The sequence below is a fragment of the Streptacidiphilus jiangxiensis genome (assembly GCF_900109465.1).
Classification (GTDB): domain Bacteria; phylum Actinomycetota; class Actinomycetes; order Streptomycetales; family Streptomycetaceae; genus Streptacidiphilus; species Streptacidiphilus jiangxiensis.
Window position 1 is genome coordinate 190594 of record NZ_FOAZ01000002.1, and the last position, 15815, is coordinate 206408.

Annotated in this window: 17 protein-coding genes; 10 read left to right on the plus strand and 7 right to left on the minus strand. The window is 73.4% G+C overall.

Annotated elements, in window-relative coordinates:
* The first annotated feature begins 57 nt into the window (after positions 1–57).
* The gene (locus tag BMY61_RS04280) at positions 58–276 is read left to right on the plus strand and encodes a hypothetical protein (protein ID WP_143094160.1); all 219 of its coding nucleotides are present in this window, start codon (positions 58–60) and stop codon (positions 274–276) included.
* Positions 277–369: 93 nt separating this feature from the next.
* Here BMY61_RS04280 and BMY61_RS04290 read toward each other — a convergent pair whose 3' ends face one another.
* Positions 370–1458 carry an EamA family transporter gene (locus BMY61_RS04290; protein WP_236656047.1) on the minus strand — a complete coding sequence of 363 codons (1089 nt, stop codon included), beginning with the start codon at positions 1456–1458 and terminating at the stop codon, positions 370–372.
* A 76-nt stretch (positions 1459–1534) separates the two neighbouring features.
* Between BMY61_RS04290 and BMY61_RS04295 the strand changes: the two genes are divergently transcribed.
* The 3 genes from BMY61_RS04295 to BMY61_RS04305 all read left to right on the plus strand — a co-directional run bounded on the left by BMY61_RS04295 (position 1535) and on the right by BMY61_RS04305 (position 2974).
* Positions 1535–2032 carry a MarR family winged helix-turn-helix transcriptional regulator gene (locus BMY61_RS04295; RefSeq protein WP_042448581.1) on the plus strand — a complete coding sequence of 166 codons (498 nt, stop codon included), beginning with the start codon at positions 1535–1537 and terminating at the stop codon, positions 2030–2032.
* 64 nt (positions 2033–2096) lie between these two features.
* Positions 2097–2366: a hypothetical protein gene (locus BMY61_RS04300; protein WP_052438755.1), complete on the plus strand. Its 270-nt coding sequence runs from the start codon at positions 2097–2099 to the stop codon at positions 2364–2366.
* A 137-nt stretch (positions 2367–2503) separates the two neighbouring features.
* Positions 2504–2974 carry a hypothetical protein gene (locus BMY61_RS04305; protein WP_042448584.1) on the plus strand — a complete coding sequence of 157 codons (471 nt, stop codon included), beginning with the start codon at positions 2504–2506 and terminating at the stop codon, positions 2972–2974.
* A gap of 133 nt (positions 2975–3107) precedes the next feature.
* Here the strand turns inward: BMY61_RS04305 and BMY61_RS04310 are convergent, their stop codons facing one another.
* The 3 genes from BMY61_RS04310 to BMY61_RS04320 all read right to left on the minus strand — a co-directional run bounded on the left by BMY61_RS04310 (position 3108) and on the right by BMY61_RS04320 (position 5302).
* Positions 3108–3461 (minus strand): YciI family protein, encoded by a 354-nt coding sequence (locus BMY61_RS04310; protein ID WP_042448865.1) that lies wholly within the window; start codon positions 3459–3461, stop codon positions 3108–3110.
* A gap of 193 nt (positions 3462–3654) precedes the next feature.
* Complete coding sequence (locus BMY61_RS04315; protein ID WP_052438756.1) at positions 3655–4224, minus strand: peroxiredoxin family protein; 570 nt, start codon at positions 4222–4224, stop codon at positions 3655–3657.
* Between the two features lie 40 nt (positions 4225–4264).
* Positions 4265–5302, minus strand: coding sequence for a nitronate monooxygenase (locus BMY61_RS04320; protein ID WP_042448587.1), 1038 nt, complete (start codon positions 5300–5302; stop codon positions 4265–4267).
* Between the two features lie 313 nt (positions 5303–5615).
* Here BMY61_RS04320 and BMY61_RS04325 point away from each other — a divergent pair, with 313 nt between their 5' ends.
* Positions 5616–7508 carry a helix-turn-helix domain-containing protein gene (locus tag BMY61_RS04325; protein ID WP_075003749.1) on the plus strand — a complete coding sequence of 631 codons (1893 nt, stop codon included), beginning with the start codon at positions 5616–5618 and terminating at the stop codon, positions 7506–7508.
* 39 nt (positions 7509–7547) lie between these two features.
* Here BMY61_RS04325 and katG read toward each other — a convergent pair whose 3' ends face one another.
* A complete protein-coding gene (katG, locus tag BMY61_RS04330) occupies positions 7548–9773 on the minus strand; it encodes a catalase/peroxidase HPI (protein WP_075003750.1) in 2226 nt (741 codons plus the stop codon).
* Between the two features lie 193 nt (positions 9774–9966).
* Between katG and BMY61_RS04335 the strand changes: the two genes are divergently transcribed.
* The 3 genes from BMY61_RS04335 (at position 9967) to BMY61_RS04345 (ending at position 12363) form a co-directional block, all read left to right on the plus strand.
* Positions 9967–10674: a GNAT family N-acetyltransferase gene (locus tag BMY61_RS04335; RefSeq protein WP_063773261.1), complete on the plus strand. Its 708-nt coding sequence runs from the start codon at positions 9967–9969 to the stop codon at positions 10672–10674.
* Positions 10616–11665: a zinc-binding dehydrogenase gene (locus BMY61_RS04340; protein ID WP_042448594.1), complete on the plus strand. Its 1050-nt coding sequence runs from the start codon at positions 10616–10618 to the stop codon at positions 11663–11665. Before BMY61_RS04335 ends, BMY61_RS04340 begins: the two co-directional genes overlap by 59 nt.
* Before the next feature lie 62 nt (positions 11666–11727).
* The gene (locus tag BMY61_RS04345; RefSeq protein WP_042448597.1) at positions 11728–12363 is read left to right on the plus strand and encodes a VOC family protein; all 636 of its coding nucleotides are present in this window, start codon (positions 11728–11730) and stop codon (positions 12361–12363) included.
* Between the two features lie 27 nt (positions 12364–12390).
* On the opposite strand, the gene BMY61_RS48295 is transcribed toward BMY61_RS04345, so the two are convergent.
* Complete coding sequence (locus BMY61_RS48295; RefSeq protein WP_042448599.1) at positions 12391–12978, minus strand: TetR/AcrR family transcriptional regulator; 588 nt, start codon at positions 12976–12978, stop codon at positions 12391–12393.
* Positions 12965–13813 carry an alpha/beta fold hydrolase gene (locus BMY61_RS04355; RefSeq protein WP_042448602.1) on the minus strand — a complete coding sequence of 283 codons (849 nt, stop codon included), beginning with the start codon at positions 13811–13813 and terminating at the stop codon, positions 12965–12967. The genes BMY61_RS48295 and BMY61_RS04355 overlap by 14 nt, the downstream gene beginning before the upstream one ends.
* A gap of 173 nt (positions 13814–13986) precedes the next feature.
* Between BMY61_RS04355 and BMY61_RS04360 the strand changes: the two genes are divergently transcribed.
* The gene (locus tag BMY61_RS04360; RefSeq protein WP_042448605.1) at positions 13987–14556 is read left to right on the plus strand and encodes an NADPH-dependent FMN reductase; all 570 of its coding nucleotides are present in this window, start codon (positions 13987–13989) and stop codon (positions 14554–14556) included.
* A gap of 126 nt (positions 14557–14682) precedes the next feature.
* The gene (locus BMY61_RS04365; RefSeq protein WP_042448608.1) at positions 14683–15738 is read left to right on the plus strand and encodes a phosphatidylinositol-specific phospholipase C domain-containing protein; all 1056 of its coding nucleotides are present in this window, start codon (positions 14683–14685) and stop codon (positions 15736–15738) included.
* Positions 15739–15815 lie beyond the last annotated feature (77 nt).

The window sequence follows — 15815 nt, forward strand, 5'->3', positions numbered from 1 at the left end:
AGACTGGTGTGGCTCGACTTCGTCGTCGCCCGGGATCCGGAAAGGGAGGCGGTCGGGATGCAACCTGCCAAGGGCAACCGGCTGATGGGACAGAACTCCGAGGTGTCGGCGGAGGCGGACGGCGCGGCGCCGCCCTACCGGGTGACGCTCCCGGACGGCCGCGACGCGGACGTCGGACCCGGGGCGACGGTGCGGATCAGGCCGGGCTCCCGCTCCGGCGGCCGATCGGTTCGGCCGCGCGTGGAGACGATCCGCCCGGACGCGACGTACCTGTGAGCCGACGTCCCTGCGAACCGACGCGCCCGTGAGCCGACGCCCGCGTGAGCCGACGCCGCGTGAGCCGCTGAGCGCCGACCCGCGACCGACCGGTCACTCCTTCTTGGCGTGCTCCAGCTCGCAGTCGGAGCCGGGGTAGACCTCGGCCTGGTGGCCGTCGTCGAACTCGACCAGGTACGGCGGGTCCCCGTCGGGTCCGAGGACCTTCAGGACCCGTCCGTAGCGGTCCGGGGTGCCCACGTGGTGACCGAGGAACCGCAAGCGATCTCCTGTGTTCGCCTTCATGCCCTCCAGCTCAGCACCACCCCTGGGGCCCGGCAACCGGGGCGCGCCGCGGCGCAGCTGGGCCGTCAGCAGGGCGCCCAGCACGATCAGCGCGCCCAGCCCCTGGACGGGGGTGAGTCGCTGGCCGAGCGCGAGCCAGCCCAGGGCGGTGGCGACGACGGGGCTCAGCAGTCCGAGGAAGGTGACGGAGGTCGGGGTGAGCGCGCGCAGGCCGCGGAACCAGAGCGCGTAGGCGAGCGCGGCCCCGACCAGGCCGAGGTAGGCGTAGCCGAGCAGGTTGGCCGCGGTCAGGTGCGCGGGCGGGGCACCCTCGACCAGCAGGGCCACCGGGAGGAGCACCAGCCCGCCCGCGGTGAGCTGCCAGCCGGCGGTGGCCAGCAGGGGCGCGTCGGAGGTCCAGCGCTTGGCCAGGACGACGCCGGTGGCCATCACCACCGCCCCGCCGAGGGCCGCGGCCACGCCGAGCCCGTCCAGGCGGGCACCGGCCCGGAGCACCAGCAGGCTGACCCCGCCCACGCCCGCGATCCCGGCGAGCAACGTCCGCGGGGAGAGCCGCTCGCCGAGCAGGGCGGTCGAGAGTCCGGCCGCCAGCAGCGGCTGGACCGCGCCGACGGTGGCGGCGACCCCTCCGGGCAGGCGGTAGGCGGCGACGAAGAGCAGCGCGAAGAACGCCCCGATGTTGAGCGTCCCCAGTACGAGCGAGCGCCACCACCAACTGCCCTGCGGCAGGCGCCGGGTCAGTGCGACCAGCAGCAGCCCGGCGGGCACGGCCCGGAGCACGCCGGCCAGCAGCGGTCGCCCCGGCGGCAGCAACTGGGTGGTGACGAGGTAGGTCGACCCCCAGATGGCGGGGGCGAGCGCGGTGAGCAGCACGATGCCGAAGCGATTTCTTAGCACTAAGGCAATATATCTCATCGCTAAGACATCTGCCTCAGCGCTAAGGCATCTGTTCGCCATCACCTACCCTGGTCGCGTGGCAGATCATGTGGACCGCGTGGTGCAGCAGTGGGCGGCCGAGCGCCCCGACCTGGACATCTCCCCGATGGAGGTGATCGGTCGGCTCAAGCGGCTGAGCCGCCTCGTCGAGGCCGAACTCAAGCGGACCTTCGCCGCGCACGACCTCGACGCCGCCTCCTTCGACGTCCTCGCCACGCTCAAGCGCAGCGGCCCGCCCTATCGCCTCACCCCCACCGCCCTGATGCAGTCCGCGATGGTCACCTCCGGCGCGATCACCCAGCGCCTGGACCGGCTGGAGGCACGCGGCCTGGTCACCCGCACCCTGAGCGACGCGGACGGCCGCAGCCGCGACGTCGCGCTCACCCCCGAGGGCCACGCCCTCATCGACCGCGCCCTGCCCGACCACCTCGCCACCGAGCAGCGCGTCCTGTCCGGCCTCGACGCACCCCGCACCGAGGCCCTCGTCGACACCCTGCGCACGTTGCTCACCTCGCTGGGCGACGACCTGGGGTGACGCCGACCGGCACGGCCCAGGGCCTCATGATGCGCGCGCCGCCCGGGCGCGCGATCGTGGAGGGGTGGGCATCATCGTGCTGATCGAGCCGCAGGCCGGCCACCGGCCGGACCTGGACGGGAAGACCTGGGTCGTCGGCGGCCTCCGCGCCGTCCACGCGGCGCCGACCGATCCGCAGACTCCGGACGACCCGGCCGACCGCACCCTCTGCGGCCAGGACACGGCCGCCCTGGAGAAGCACAGCTACCACCCCGACTCCCCCGGCGCCCACTGGTACCCCGCCAACCTGACCCCGTGGGTCTGCGCCACCTGCGACGCCGCCCTGCGCGCATGACCGGCGAGTCGCCATGGCTGCAAACGAGGGATTCCGGCGGGCGCACCGCGTCGGATGGCCGACCGCGGACGGTTTGTCGTCTTTCCTGAAGATACGCGCCGGCGTCGGGCCTGGGCGTGATGCCTCAGGAGGACGGCGTGCTACGCACTCTGACGTCGAAGAAGATCTGGACCCTCGCCGCGTTGACGGCGACCGTGCTCACCGCCGCGACCTCCGCCGTCTCGGCGGCACCCGCGCCGCAGTGGAAGCCACCCGCGCAGGTGCTCCACCTCGACTTCTCCGGCGATCCCCAGTCCTTCGGCGGTGTCGGCATCGTCAGGTCCGGCAGGCCTTCCGTGCAGGTGGGCATGGTCTACGACCTGTGCAACAAGGACTCGATCTCGCTGCGCACCGACCTGATCTTCTGCGCCGGGGTCATCCGCCTGATCCACGGCAACAAGGGCACCATCGCCTTCGAGGCCGCCGCCCCGCGCCCCGGCCTCGCGGCCAAGTACCCGATCCACTTCGACGGCGCCGTCACCGGCGGGACCGGCTACTACAAGAAGCTCTCCGGCCAGGTGAACTTCACCCAGACCGGCCCCTCGACCTACGACGTCACGTTCTCCTGAGTCTCTGAGCCCCGAGCCTCTGAGCCTCGAGCCTCTGAGCCCCGCCGAGCCCCTCGGCGTCGGGCGGCAGCGTCGCCGCCCGGCGCCGAGGCCGTGCCGGGCCACGGCACGCGCCGGCGTCACACGTCACGTGTCACGCGTCGCGCTCCCAGATCGGCCGCACCTCGATCGAACCGGTCCGGGCCCCGGGAATCCGCGAGGCGACCTCCACCGCCTCGTCCAGGCCCCCGCAGTCGACCAGGTAGAACCCGCCGAGCTGCTCCTTCGTCTCGGCGAAGGGACCGTCGGCCACCAGCACCTCCCCGTCGCGCACCCGCACGGTCCGCGCCTCCGCGCTCGGCCGCACGCGCTCCCCGCCGCGCAGGACGCCCCGCTGTCCCATCTCCTCCCCGAACGCGCCGTACTCCGCCAGCACGGCCGCCCCCTCCTCCGGGCTGAGCGCGCCCATGGCGCTCTCGTCACTGCCGATCAGCAACAGGTACCTCATCACGACCTCCTCGTTCCGTTCGTCCGTCACCCTCTGGACGAACGGCGGGAGCGCCGCAGGACACCTCGAATTTTCAGTTGTGCCGGGCGGACGAGGGCTGCCAGGATCCGCCGCATGACACAGAGAATCGAGTCCACCCCCGCCCGATGAGCACCACGGACGAGCGCGGGACGCTCGACCCCGACTGCTCGACCTAGGACTGCTTGTACGGGTAGTGCCGGGAGTGGTCGCCCGCGTCCCAGGCGGCGCGCAGTTCCGGGAGGGTGGGGTCCCAGTCGGGGCGGATGTCCCGGGTGACGGCGCGCAGGTCGCGGCGGAGGTCCTCGACGGAAGGGCGGCCCCAGTACCAGTAGCCGTTGTAGACGCTGTGGACGACCAGGCCCGGCTTCAGGACCAGGGTGTGCGGGATCATCGGGTTGTGGTGGGGGTCGGTGTACTCCTGGATCTCCAGGTCCTGCTGGACCTTGCGCCCCACGTCGGACAGGAAGGTCCACTGCGCGCCGACCGAGGCACGGAACTCGTTCAGCTCGAACAGGTTGTCCGTCGCGATGGTCACCACCTGCGTGTAGGCGACCGCGAACTCGGACCAGTGCGCCGCCATCTGCAGGTGCTGCTGGTGGTCCTTGGGACAGAAGTGGCCCCGGGAGAGGATCAGCACGAGCGGGTCGCCGCCCTGCAGGTCGCTCAGACGGCGCCTGGTGCGGGTGTGGTCGGTCAGCTCGTAGTCGGGGAAGACCCCACCCGGCACGATGTCGGCACGCATCCTCTGCTCCTCTTCGCTCCGCTCTCCGGCTGATCCAGGGTCACACACCCGAGCCGAGGCGGGCGAGGATGCGGGCGGCGGGCTCGTCCGTGGCGTGGCGGTGGCCGGTCCCGGCCCACAGGTTGATCCACTCCGGGTCGCCGGCCGCCGTCGCCGCGCGGCGCAGCGGGCCGGTGAGGTGGTGCACGGCGGGATAGCCGCCGGGCGCAGTGGTGTCGTGCCGGTCGGTGAAGGTGTTGCGCAACGCGCGCGCCGGGCGGCCGGTGAAGGCACGGGTGACCACGGTCCCGCGCCGGGTCGGGTCGGCGAGCGCCGCGCGGTAGGGCGCGGAGGTACCGGCCTCGGCGGAGCGGAGCAGGACCGTGCCCACCGCGACGGCCAGCGCACCGGCGCCCAGCGCCTCGGTCACCGCCTCCGCAGTGGCCACGCCGCCCGCGGCGAGCACCGGCAGCGGGACGGCGGAGCGGACCTGCCGGACCAGGTCGGGCAGCGGCACGGCGGCCGGGACGACGGCCGGGGTCAACGTGCCCGAGTGCCCACCCGCGGCGGACGCCTGCACCACCAGCCCGTCGACGCCCGCGTCCGCCGCGACCCGCGCCTCGGCGGCGGAGGTGACGGTCTGCAGCACGAACGTCCCGGTCCCACGCAGTGCCGCGACCACGGCCGGCCTGGGTACGCCGAAGGTGAAGGAGACCACCGGGACGGGCGCGGCGCGCAACACGTCGATCTTGGCGGCGAACGCGTCGTCGTCCTCCACGATCGCGCTCCCCCACGCCTGCGTCGGCACACCGAGCGCGCGGGCCTCGGGTTCGAGGGCGCCGGCATAACGACGGAACGCCTCCGGGTCGACGGGAACGGGGTTGGGGACGAAGAGGTTGACGCCGAACGGCACACCCTCCGCACGCACCGCCGTCACCTCCGCGTCCATGGCCTCCGGCGTCTTGTACCCCGCCGCGAGAAAGCCGAGCCCGCCCGCCTCGGCGACCGCGACCACCAGCGCCGGCGTCGTGGGCCCGCCCGCCATCGGGGCGGCCAGGACGGGGAGGGAGACGCCCAGGGCGGTCAACGGCGACGTCACGGCAGAGCTCCTTCCGGTCCGTCCCGGGCGGGACGCGTGATCACCATCCTGCGCCTCGTCCCGCGCGGACACCAGGCTCCGACGGTCCCGCGGCGTTGGTGGATCCTCCAGTCCGCGGTGGTGATCTCCGTGCTCCCCACCAGTCGTGGCGGGCGCGGTCCCCCTGTTTGAATCCCCCTGGGTGCGGGCCGGTGCTGTCCACGCAGTAGACAGGCACGACGGCGGAGAAGGCTCGCATCTACGATGCTTTGGCGCACTTCCTCCTCGCTGCCGCGAGACCCGGAACCGGCGCGGACGGCAAGGAGCACCACACGTGATCGTCGGGGATCTGCTGCGGTTGGAGGACCTGCGGATCGAGGTGGCCTGGGCCACGCCTGAGCTGCTGGCCCGGGAGGTCACCGGGGTCACCTCGACCGACCTGCAGGACCCCGCCCGGTACCTGCGTCAGGGCGAGCTGGTGCTCACCGGTCTGGTCTGGTGGCGCCCCGACGACCTCGCTGCCGACCCGGTGGCCGCCGCACAGGCGGCCGGCCGGTTCGCGACCGCGCTGCGCAGCGCGGAGGCCGCGGCGCTGCTGGCCGGCGAGGGCACCCACGGCACCGTTCCCGCCGAGCTCGCCGACGCGTGCCGCCGGCACGGCATCCCGCTGTTGACCGTGCCGGCCGGGACCAGCTTCCGGGCCGTGACCGACCGCGTCTACCTGCGGCTCTGGGGCGACCTGCAGCACCAGGCCGAGGGCACGGCCGCGCTCCCCGCGGCCGTCAGCCGCGAGCTGCTGGCCCTGCTCCACGCCGGTGCGGAGCCGTCCACGGTCCTGGCGCGCGCGGTCTCGGACCTGGGCCTGCCGCACTGTTCGCTGCGCACGACGGCGGGACGGCTGCTCGGCAGCTCCGATCCGGCCGGACGCCCACCCGGCGACGCCGACCGGACCGGCGGGATGCTCGGCAGCGACGACACGGCGGGGCGGCGGCTCGGCGTCCCGGACGCGGCGGGCCGGAAGCCCGGCGGCTCCGATCCGGCGGAGTGGGCGCCGGGCAGGGCCGTCCCGGCGGGCCGGCCGCACGGGAACTCCGAAACGGCGGGCCGGGCCAGGCCTCCCCGCCCGCGCACGGCGGTCCCGCGGACGTCCACGCCGGGGACGGCCTCCACGCGGACCGCAGCGCGCTGGGCGCTGCCCGTGGGCCGGCCGGGTGTGACGCCGTTCGACGGTTGGCTGCTGGTGCCGCACGCGGAGCCGGGCCCCGCCGCGGCGGCGGTGCTGCGGGGGCTCGCCGAGCTGCTGGCGCCGCTGGCCGCGCGCAACCGATCGACCGCCGCCGCGCAGCGCCAGGGCGGCACGCGCGTCGTGGACCTGCTGCGTGCCTCGGCGGCACCCGGCCCGGGCCGGGACGGCGCGGGCTCGGCCGCCGAGCTCGGCGAGGCGCTGCGCTCCTGCGGCCTGCCGGAGCAGGCCGCCATGACGCCCGTGGTGGCCCGGGCGTCCGGCGGTCCGGCGTCGTGGGCGGCGGCGGCGTTGGCGGAGGCGCTGCAGGGGACGGGGGCGCCGTTCGTCGTCGCCCCGGACCCGGACCGGTCCGCCGCCGAGCCGGGAGGCGCGACGGGTCTGTGCGCGGCGCCGGAGGCCGAGGTCCTGGCCGCGCTCGAACGCGCCTGGCCGCGGCTGCGCGCCGTGCTCGCGGCCCCGGTCCCGCCCCGGACCGAACCCCGTGAGACCGAGCACGGCGACCAGGCCGAACGGCCGGAGCTCAGCGCCGCCGTGGGGCCCGACGTGGCACCGACCCTGCCCACCCTGCGCGCGGCGCTCGCCCAGGCCGAGTGGATCCTCGCCGCCGGACCCGGACCCGGCCCCGGAGCCACCGGAACCGCCGGACCGGCCGGCGGTGTGGCCGGGAGCGGCTCGCTCGGCTCACTGGCCGCGCTGCTGCGCGGCGTCCCCGCCGAGGTGCGGGCGGCCTACCGGGAGCGGCTGCTCGGACCACTCCTCGCCCACGACCGCGTCAACTCCGTGTCGCTGCTGCACACCCTCGCGGTCTTCCTGGACCTGGACGGCTCCTGGTCCCGGGCCGCGCAGGCGCTCCACGTTCACGTGAACACCGTGCACTACCGGGTGCGCCGGATCGAGGAACTGACGGGCCGGAACCTGTCCCGTCTGGAGGACCGCACCGACCTGCGCGCGGCGCTGCTGTGCGAGAGCGCCCCGTCCTGAGGGGACGGGGCGCTCGGGCGGTGCGGTTCGGGCCGACGGTCAGGCGACGTCGTAGCGGTCGAGGTCCATGACCTTGGCCCAGGCGGCGACGAAGTCGGTGACGAACTTCTCCTCGGCGTCGTCGCTCGCGTAGACCTCGGCGACGGCGCGCAGCTCGGAGTTGGAGCCGAAGACCAGGTCCGCGCGGCTGCCGGTCCACTTGACCTTGCCGGAGGCGTCGCGGCCCTCGAAGGTGGTTGCATCCTCCGCCACCGGGGTCCACGAGGTGCCCAGGTCGAGGAGGTTGACGAAGAAGTCGTTGCTGAGCGTCCCCACCCTGTCGGTGAGGACACCGAGCGGCGAGTCCTGGTGGTTGGCGCCCAGCACCCGCAGTCCGCCGACCAGGACGGTCAGCTCCGGCGCGGAGAGCGTCAGCAGGTTGGCCTTGTCCAGGAGCAGGTACTCCGACCCGAGCAGGTCGCCCTTGCCCCGGTAGTTGCGGAACCCGTCGGAGACCGGCTCCATCGCGGCGAAGGACTCGACGTCGGTCTGCTCCTGGGTCGCGTCGCCGCGGCCCGGGGTGAACGGCACCTCGACGCTGTGGCCGGCCGCCTGCGCGGCCTGCTCCACGCCCACGCCGCCCGCGAGGACGATGACGTCCGCGAGGGAGACCTGCTTGCCGCCGGAGAGCGTGGCGTTGAACGCCTGCTGGACGTTCTCCAGCGCACGCAGCGCGACGGCCAGCCGGTCCGGGTCGTTGACCTCCCAGCCGGCCTGCGGCTGGAGCCGGATCCGGGCGCCGTTGGCGCCGCCGCGCTTGTCGCTGCCGCGGAAGGAGGCGGCCGAGGCCCAGGCGGTGGAGACCAGCTGGGAGACGGTGAGGCCCGCCTCGGCGATGGCCGCCTTCAGCTTGGTGACGTCGGAGGCGTCGATCTGCGAGCGGGAGTCGGCCGCGATCGGGTCCTGCCACAGCAGCTGCTCCGCCGGCACCTCGGAGCCGAGGTAGCGGGCGATCGGGCCCATGTCGCGGTGGGTCAGCTTGAACCAGGCCCGGGCGAAGGCGTCCGCGAACGCGGCCGGGTCGGCGTGGAAGCGGCGCGAGATCGGCTCGTAGACCGGGTCGAACCGCAGCGACAGGTCGGTGGTCAGCATCGTGGGGGCGACCCGCTTGTTCGGGTCGAACGCGTCGGGCACGGTGTCGGCGCCCGCGCCGTCCTTGGGACGCCACTGGTGGGCGCCGGCCGGGCTCTGGAACAGCTCCCACTCGTAGCCGAAGAGGATCTCGAAGAAGCTGTTGTCCCAGGTGGTGGGCGTGTTGGTCCAGATGCCCTCCAACCCGGAGGTGATCGCGTCCTTGCCGACGCCGGTGCCGAAGCTGGACTTCCAGCCGAGCCCCTGCTGCTCCATCGGCGCGTCCTCGGGGTCCGCGCCGACGTGGTCGGCGGGGCCCGCGCCGTGGGTCTTGCCGAAGGTGTGACCGCCCGCGATCAGCGCGACGGTCTCCTCGTCGTTCATCGCCATCCGGTAGAAGGTCTCGCGGATGTCGCGGGCCGCGGCGATCGGGTCCGGGTTGCCGTTGGGACCCTCGGGGTTGACGTAGATCAGACCCATCTGGACCGCGCCGAGCGGGTTCTCCAACTGCCGGTCGCCGGTGTAGCGCTCGTCGCCCAGCCAGGTGGTCTCCGGGCCCCAGTACACGTCCTCGTCCGGCTCCCAGGCGTCGACGCGCCCGCCGCCGAAGCCGAAGGTCGTGAAGCCCATGTCCTCCAGGGCGACGTTGCCGGTGAGGATGATCAGGTCGGCCCAGGACAGCGCCTTGCCGTACTTCTTCTTCACCGGCCACAGCAGGCGGCGGGCCTTGTCCAGGCTGGCGTTGTCCGGCCAGGAGTTGAGCGGGGCGAAGCGCTGCTGGCCGGTGCCGCCGCCCCCGCGGCCGTCACGGATGCGGTAGGTGCCCGCGCTGTGCCAGGCCATGCGGATCATGAACGGGCCGTAGTTGCCGAAGTCGGCCGGCCACCACGGCTGCGAGGTGGTCAGCACCTCGCCGATGTCACGCTTGACGGCGGCCAGGTCCAGCGCGGAGAACGCGGCCGCGTAGTCGAAGTCCTCGCCCAGCGGGTTCGCCACGGCCGGGTTCTTGGCCAGGATCTTCAGGTTCAGCTTCTCGGGCCACCACTGGCGGTTGCCACCGCCCTGCGTCGGGTGCGGCGCGCGCCCGTGCACGACCGGGCAGCCTCCGGCTCCCTGCGTGCTCGCGTCGAGATCGGCGTGGATGTTCTCAGACATGGCAATCCTTCCGGGCTGGTCGAGCAGTCCGAAGTCTGGCCGACGGAGGAGGCGAGGGCATTGGGGCGCGCCGAGCAGTCGGGAATTCGCCGTGTGCGAACGCCCCGCACGCTCGTTCCGGGGTGGCGGCCGGAACGGGTGCTGCTAGCGTCGTCCCCTGGGTTACCGATGATCTCCACGGGGGGAGACGAGATTGCCTTCGACCTTTCCGGAGACCGTCCTTCGGACGGACTCTCTGGTCCTGCGTTCATTCTCACGCGCGGACGTCGAGGACACGCAGCGCGCCGCGTCGGACGAGCTGACCCAGACCTGGCTGCCGCTGCCCCACCCCTACACCCTCGACGACGCGACCGCGTGGTGCTCCCGCACCGCGCACGCGCTGCGGGAGTCCGGCGACTGCATCCACTTCGCTCTCGCCGACCCCGCCACCGACCGTCTGCTCGGCACGATCGGACTGCGCAGGACCAGCTGGCGGGCCCGAACCACCGAGGTCGGCTACTGGGTGGCGCCGTGGGCCCGCGGGCGCGGCGTCGCCGCGGAGGCGGCGCGCGTCGTCGGGCGCTGGGCGCTGTGCACGCAAGGGTTCGAGCGGGTGGAGCTCCGGGCCGCCACCGGCAACATCGCGTCGCGACGGAGCGCGGAGCGGGCCGGGTTCCAGGAGGAGGGCGTGCTGCGCAACGCGGGGGTCACCCACGGCGGGCGCGTGGACCTCGTGGTGTTCTCGCTGACCCCGGCGGACCTCACCCCGGCGCATCGCTTATCCCCTGGGCACGCGTCCCGGCGACGGGACAGTAGGTTGGCCGGGGTCGAAGCCGGTGGGTCGGCGGGTCGGGAGGTCGAGAGTGCGCGCTGTGGTGATGGACCGGGTCGGGCAGCCGGTCGAGGTACGGGAGGTCGGTGATCCGGTCGCGCCCCTGGGCGGGGTCGTGGTGCGGGTGCACGCGACCGGGTTGTGTCGGAGTGACTGGCACGCGTGGGCCGGGCACGAGGACGTCGCGCTCCCTCACGTGCCGGGGCACGAGCTGGCCGGGGTGGTTGCGGCGGTCGGGGACGGCGTGGAGCGGTGGGCCGTCGGGGACCGGGTGACCGTGCCGTTCGTCTGCGGCTGCGGCCGCTGCGCGTACTGCGCGTCGGGCGACGCACAGATCTGCCCGGACCAGGAGCAGCCGGGCTTCACCCACTGGGGCTCCTTCGCGGAGCTCGTCGCGCTGCACGCGGCGGACACCAACCTGGTGGCCGTCCCCGAGGGGGTCTCCTTCGAGGCAGCTGCGGGCCTCGGCTGCCGGTTCGCCACCGCGTACCGCGCGCTGACGGCGCGAGCACGGCTCGTGCCGGGCGAATGGGTGACGGTGGTCGGCGCCGGCGGGGTGGGCCTCAGCGCGGTGATGATCGCCAAGGCGCTCGGCGCGCGGGTCGTCGCGGTGGACCGGAACCAGGGTGCGCTGGACGCGGCGACGGCCCTCGGGGCGGACCACGTCGTACCCGCCGACGGGACGGACGGAGCCGGCGTCCCGACCCGCGTGCACGCCCTGACCGGCGGCGGCAGCCACGTCGCCGTGGACGCCGTCGGCAGCGAGCAGACCTGCGCGGACGCCGTGCTGAGCCTGCGCCGCCGTGGCCGTCACGTGCAGGTCGGGCTGCTGCCGCCGGTCCACGGCCACCCGCGGGTGCCGATGGCGCGCGTCATCGCCTGGGAGCTGGACCTGCTCGGCAGCCACGGCATGGCCGCCGCCGACTACCCGGCGATGCTGGCGCTGATCGAACGCGGGGTGCTGCAGCCGCAGCGGCTGATCGAGCGGGTCGTCGGCCTCACCGAGGCCGCCGCGCTGCTGCCGGGCGTCGCCGACGCCTCCCCGGCCGGGATGACGATGATCGATCCCCGGCAAGGCTGACGTGCGAGGGTCGCGGGCGTGGCGGGCGCGCTTGCGCGGGCGGGCCGGGTGATGATGGCGCGGTGCGACTTGATCACGTTTCCTACGCGGTGGACCGCGGCAGCTTCGTCTCGACCGTCCAGCGGATCGGCTCGGCCCTCGGGGCCGGCTTCGTCGACGGGGGCGTGCACCCGCGCTTCGGGACCCGCAACTTCATCCTGCCTCTGGCCGGTGGCACCTATGTCGAGGTCGTGACGACCCTCGACCACCCGGCCGCCGACCGTGCGCCGTTCGGACAGGCCGTCGCGCGGCGTGCGGAGGAGGGCGGCGGCTGGCTCGGCTGGGTGGTCTCCGTGGACGACATCACGCCGGTGGAGGCCCGGTTGGGCCGCACCGCCGCCGACGGCCACCGGGCCCGCCCGGACGGCTTCGACCTGCGCTGGAAGCAGATCGGGCTGCTGGAGCTGATGGAGGACCCGCAACTGCCGTACTTCCTGCAGTGGCTGGTCCCGGCCGAGGAGCGGCCGAGCGCCGATCCGCGGACGGGCAGCACCATCCAGGGCCTCGCCATCGCGGGCGACGCCGCCGCGATCGCCGAGTTCCTCGGCGAGCCGGCCGACCACCCGCTGGACCAGATCGACGTCACCTGGGTCGACGACGAGGAACCCGGGCTGGTCTCGGTGGACTTCGCGACCGCGAACGGCATCGTCACCATCTGAGCCGTGTCCGTACGGTGGTCCATGCCGTCAGGCCTCGACCGGGAAGGCCTGCTTCAGCCCGGCGAGGAAGAGCGCGATCATCTGCTCGTAGGTGTGGTCCAGCGCCTCCGGGAGCGCGAACGCGCCGGTGCTCTCCAGCGAGGCGAAGCCGTGCGCGACGACGCGCAGGCAACGCACCGCGTCCACCAGGGCGCCGTCGGCGAGCCCGAAGCCGCGCAGCGCGGCGAAGAGGGGCTCCATGACCGGGGCGGCGAGCTCGGCGAGCACCGGGTCGGCCTCCTGCGGCAGCGCCGCGTAGCGGCGCGGGTTGCGGCCGGCGTAGGCGCGGTAGGCGCGCAGCACGGCGGCGACGGCCTCGTCCCTGCTGCGTCCCATGACGGCCTGGGCGAGGTCCGCGCCCAGCTCGTCGAAGATCCGCGCGACGACCTGGCGGCGCAGCTCCGGCAGGCCTTGCACGTGCTTGTAGAGGGACGGGGTGGCCACGCCGGTGCGGGCGGCGACGGCGGCCAGGGTCAGACCCGACGCTCCCTGCTCGTCGACGACCGCGAGGGCCGCGTCCAGGACGAGGGCGGGCGTGAGCCCGGCCCTGGTCCTGGCTCCCTCAGCCCTGGGCACCGAAGGCCTTGGCGGCGAAGGGGAGCAGCGCGTCGATCACGGCCTGCGGGGCCTCGGCGCTCGGGTAGTGGCCGGCTCCGTCGACCATGACGAGCTCGCCACCGGCGTGGTCCACGATCCACTCGGCCTCGTCCTGCGGGTTCGGCTTGAAGTCGGGGTCCTTGCTGCCCATGACCACCTGCACCGGCAGGGCCAGCTCCTTGATCTCGCGCAGGCGCCGCTCGCTGGCGTCGTGGCCGCTCGCGAACATGGCCCGCAGCGCGGCCATCCGGCCGGGCTCGCCCATCTGCGTGGCAAGGCGCGCCTTGGCGTCGGCGAAGTCCTCGGGCTTGGTGGTGGCGAAGAGCGTCGTCCAGAAGGCCATCCAGGCGGGGCCGAACCGGCCGACGACGACGGTGCCGAGCCTGGCGACGAGGTTCTGCTCGGCGGTGCGCACGAACGGGCCGGTCAGCACGAGCCCGGCGAAGGCCTCCGGCTCGTCGGCGGCGGCGATGACGCCGGCTCCGGCGGAGTAGGAGTTCGAGACCAGCAGGGCCGGTCCGGCGTCGAGGTGGGCGATCAGGGCGCGCAGGTCACCGGCGACGGCGGTGGTGGTGTAGTCGGTGAAGGTCGCGTCGGACTCCCCCGCGCCGCGCAGGTCCGTAGTGACGACCCGGTAGCCGGCCGCGGTGAGCGCGGGCACGACGAACCGGTAGGTGGTCCGGTTGTCCCCCATGCCGGGGATGAGCACGACGAGCGGTCCTGCGGCACCGTTGTCGTCGTAGGCGATCCGGCCGGTGCCGCCGGCGTGGTTCACGGTCAGGTACTGCGTGCTGGGGATCAGGGTCTCGCTCATGGTGCCCGCCTCCTTCTTGGCGCCCGCCTCTGCGGTCTTCCTTCGTCCTACGGCTTCTTCCGTTAGCCATTAAGCTAATGCCATTAGCCTCTGCGCGCAACCCCCTTTCCACGAAGCGCTCGAACGGCTCTCCCCGATCGCCGCCGCCGAGCCCGCGGGCTAGCGTGCGGCGCATGAGCACGTACACCGTTGGCTACTTCGTCGGCAGCCTGTCCCAGAAGTCGATCAACCGCGTCCTGGCGAACGCGCTGATCCGCGTCGCACCACCGGAGCTGGCGTTCCGGGAGATCCCGATCAAGGACCTCCCGCTCTACAACCACGACTTCGACGCCGACTACCCGCCGGAGGGCCGCGCCCTCAAGGACGCGATCGCCGCCGTCGACGCGGTGCTCTTCGTGACGCCGGAGTACAACCGCGACATCCCCGGCAGCCTGAAGAACGCGATCGACTGGGCGAGCCGGCCATGGGGCACCAACTCCTTCACCCACAAGCCGTCCGCCGTCATCGGCACCTCACCGGGCAAGATCGGTACCGCCGTCGCCCAGCAGAACCTCCGCTCGATCCTGAGCTTCTGCAACTCGCCGCAGATGAACGCGCCCGAGGCCTACATCCAGTTCGCCCCGGGGTTGTTCAACGACGACGGCGAGGTCACCGACCCGACCACGCAGCAGTTCCTCACGGACTACATGAGCGACTTCCGGGATTTCGTGCAGCGCGTCCTTTCGGTCCTGCCGCCTCGGTAAGCCGCACTTTGACGAACCGTCACCCGCGGGCCACCCGCGGGTGACAGCATGCCGCCGCGTGCATGCCAAGACTGCGCGCGGCCGACGAGGACGTCGGCCCTCCCCTTCCGTGACCCCGGAGGACCGATGGTCGCCCCGCGTCGTCTCGTCTCCTGCCTGCTGACCGCCGCAGCCTGCCTGATCCCGCTCTCCCTGCCGGGCGGCCCCGCCGTCGCCGCCACCCGCGACACCGGCGACCTCTCGCTCGCCGCCGGCACCTCCGTCGGCCTGCACAACACCTACAACGACACCAGCGCCTTCCCCTACCTCGCCCAGGCGCTGGACACCGGCGCCTCGCTGATCGAACTCGACACCTGGGTCGACCCGTTCACCCACGAGTGGAAGGTCAGCCACACCAACCCGCTCGGCAACAGCAACAACTGCGTCGACGCGAGCAGCGCCGCCGACCTCTACCGGGGCGGGGCCAACAAGGACCTGGGCAGCTGCCTGGACGACATCCGGATCTGGCTGGCCGCGCACCCCGGGCACCCGCCGATCATGATCAAGCTGGAGATGAAGGCGGGCTTCGACGCCACCGTCGGCCTCGGCCCCACCCAGCTCGACTCGCTCGTCCAGACCCACCTGGGCACGGACGTCTACCGCCCGGCCGACCTGATGGCCGGCTACCCCAGCCTCGACGCGGCCGCCCGCGCGAACGCCTGGCCGACGCGCTCCGCCCTTGCGGGCAAGGTGATCCTCGAGGCGATCCCGGGCACCTTCGAGATGAACAACCCGTTCGACCACCTCTGGACGGACACCGAGTACGCCCAGCACCTCGCCGCGCTGCAGTCCTCCGGCCACCTCGGCGACGCGCAGGTCTTCCCCTCGGTCCTCGGCGCCGCCTCCGGCGACCCGCGTACCCGCTACTCGGACGCGAGCCTGCGCCCCTGGTTCGTGGTCTTCGACGGCGACGCGCACGCCTTCGTGAACGGCGGCATCGACACGTCCTGGTACGACACCAACCACTACCTGCTGGTGATGACGGACGCCCAGAACGTCACCCCGGCCCTCTCCGACACGACCCCCACCGCCGCCGACGCGACGGCGCGGGTGGCGCAACTGGCCGCCGCGCACGCCTCCTTCGTCTCCTGCGACTGGACCGGCCTGCCGTCGGTGCTCGCGGAGCAGCTGACGCGCGGCTGACCGGCTCCGAAAAATTCTCTCCCGCGGCTGTCACACTCCCCCGGCGCCGATTGTCATACCTGTGAGAGCAACGAAAG

What these genes read in the sequence shown, in the direction of transcription:
- BMY61_RS04280 (WP_143094160.1), top strand. Translation starts at nt 58, where the DNA reads ATGCAACCTGCCAAGGGCAACCGGCTGATGGGACAGAACTCCGAGGTG.
- BMY61_RS04310 (WP_042448865.1), bottom strand. Translation starts at nt 3,461, where the DNA reads ATGAGGTACCTGTTGCTGATCGGCAGTGACGAGAGCGCCATGGGCGCG.
- BMY61_RS04315 (WP_052438756.1), bottom strand. Translation starts at nt 4,224, where the DNA reads ATGCGTGCCGACATCGTGCCGGGTGGGGTCTTCCCCGACTACGAGCTG.
- katG (WP_075003750.1), bottom strand. Translation starts at nt 9,773, where the DNA reads ATGTCTGAGAACATCCACGCCGATCTCGACGCGAGCACGCAGGGAGCC.
- BMY61_RS04355 (WP_042448602.1), bottom strand. Translation starts at nt 13,813, where the DNA reads ATGAGCGAGACCCTGATCCCCAGCACGCAGTACCTGACCGTGAACCAC.
- BMY61_RS04360 (WP_042448605.1), top strand. Translation starts at nt 13,987, where the DNA reads ATGAGCACGTACACCGTTGGCTACTTCGTCGGCAGCCTGTCCCAGAAG.
- BMY61_RS04365 (WP_042448608.1), top strand. Translation starts at nt 14,683, where the DNA reads ATGGTCGCCCCGCGTCGTCTCGTCTCCTGCCTGCTGACCGCCGCAGCC.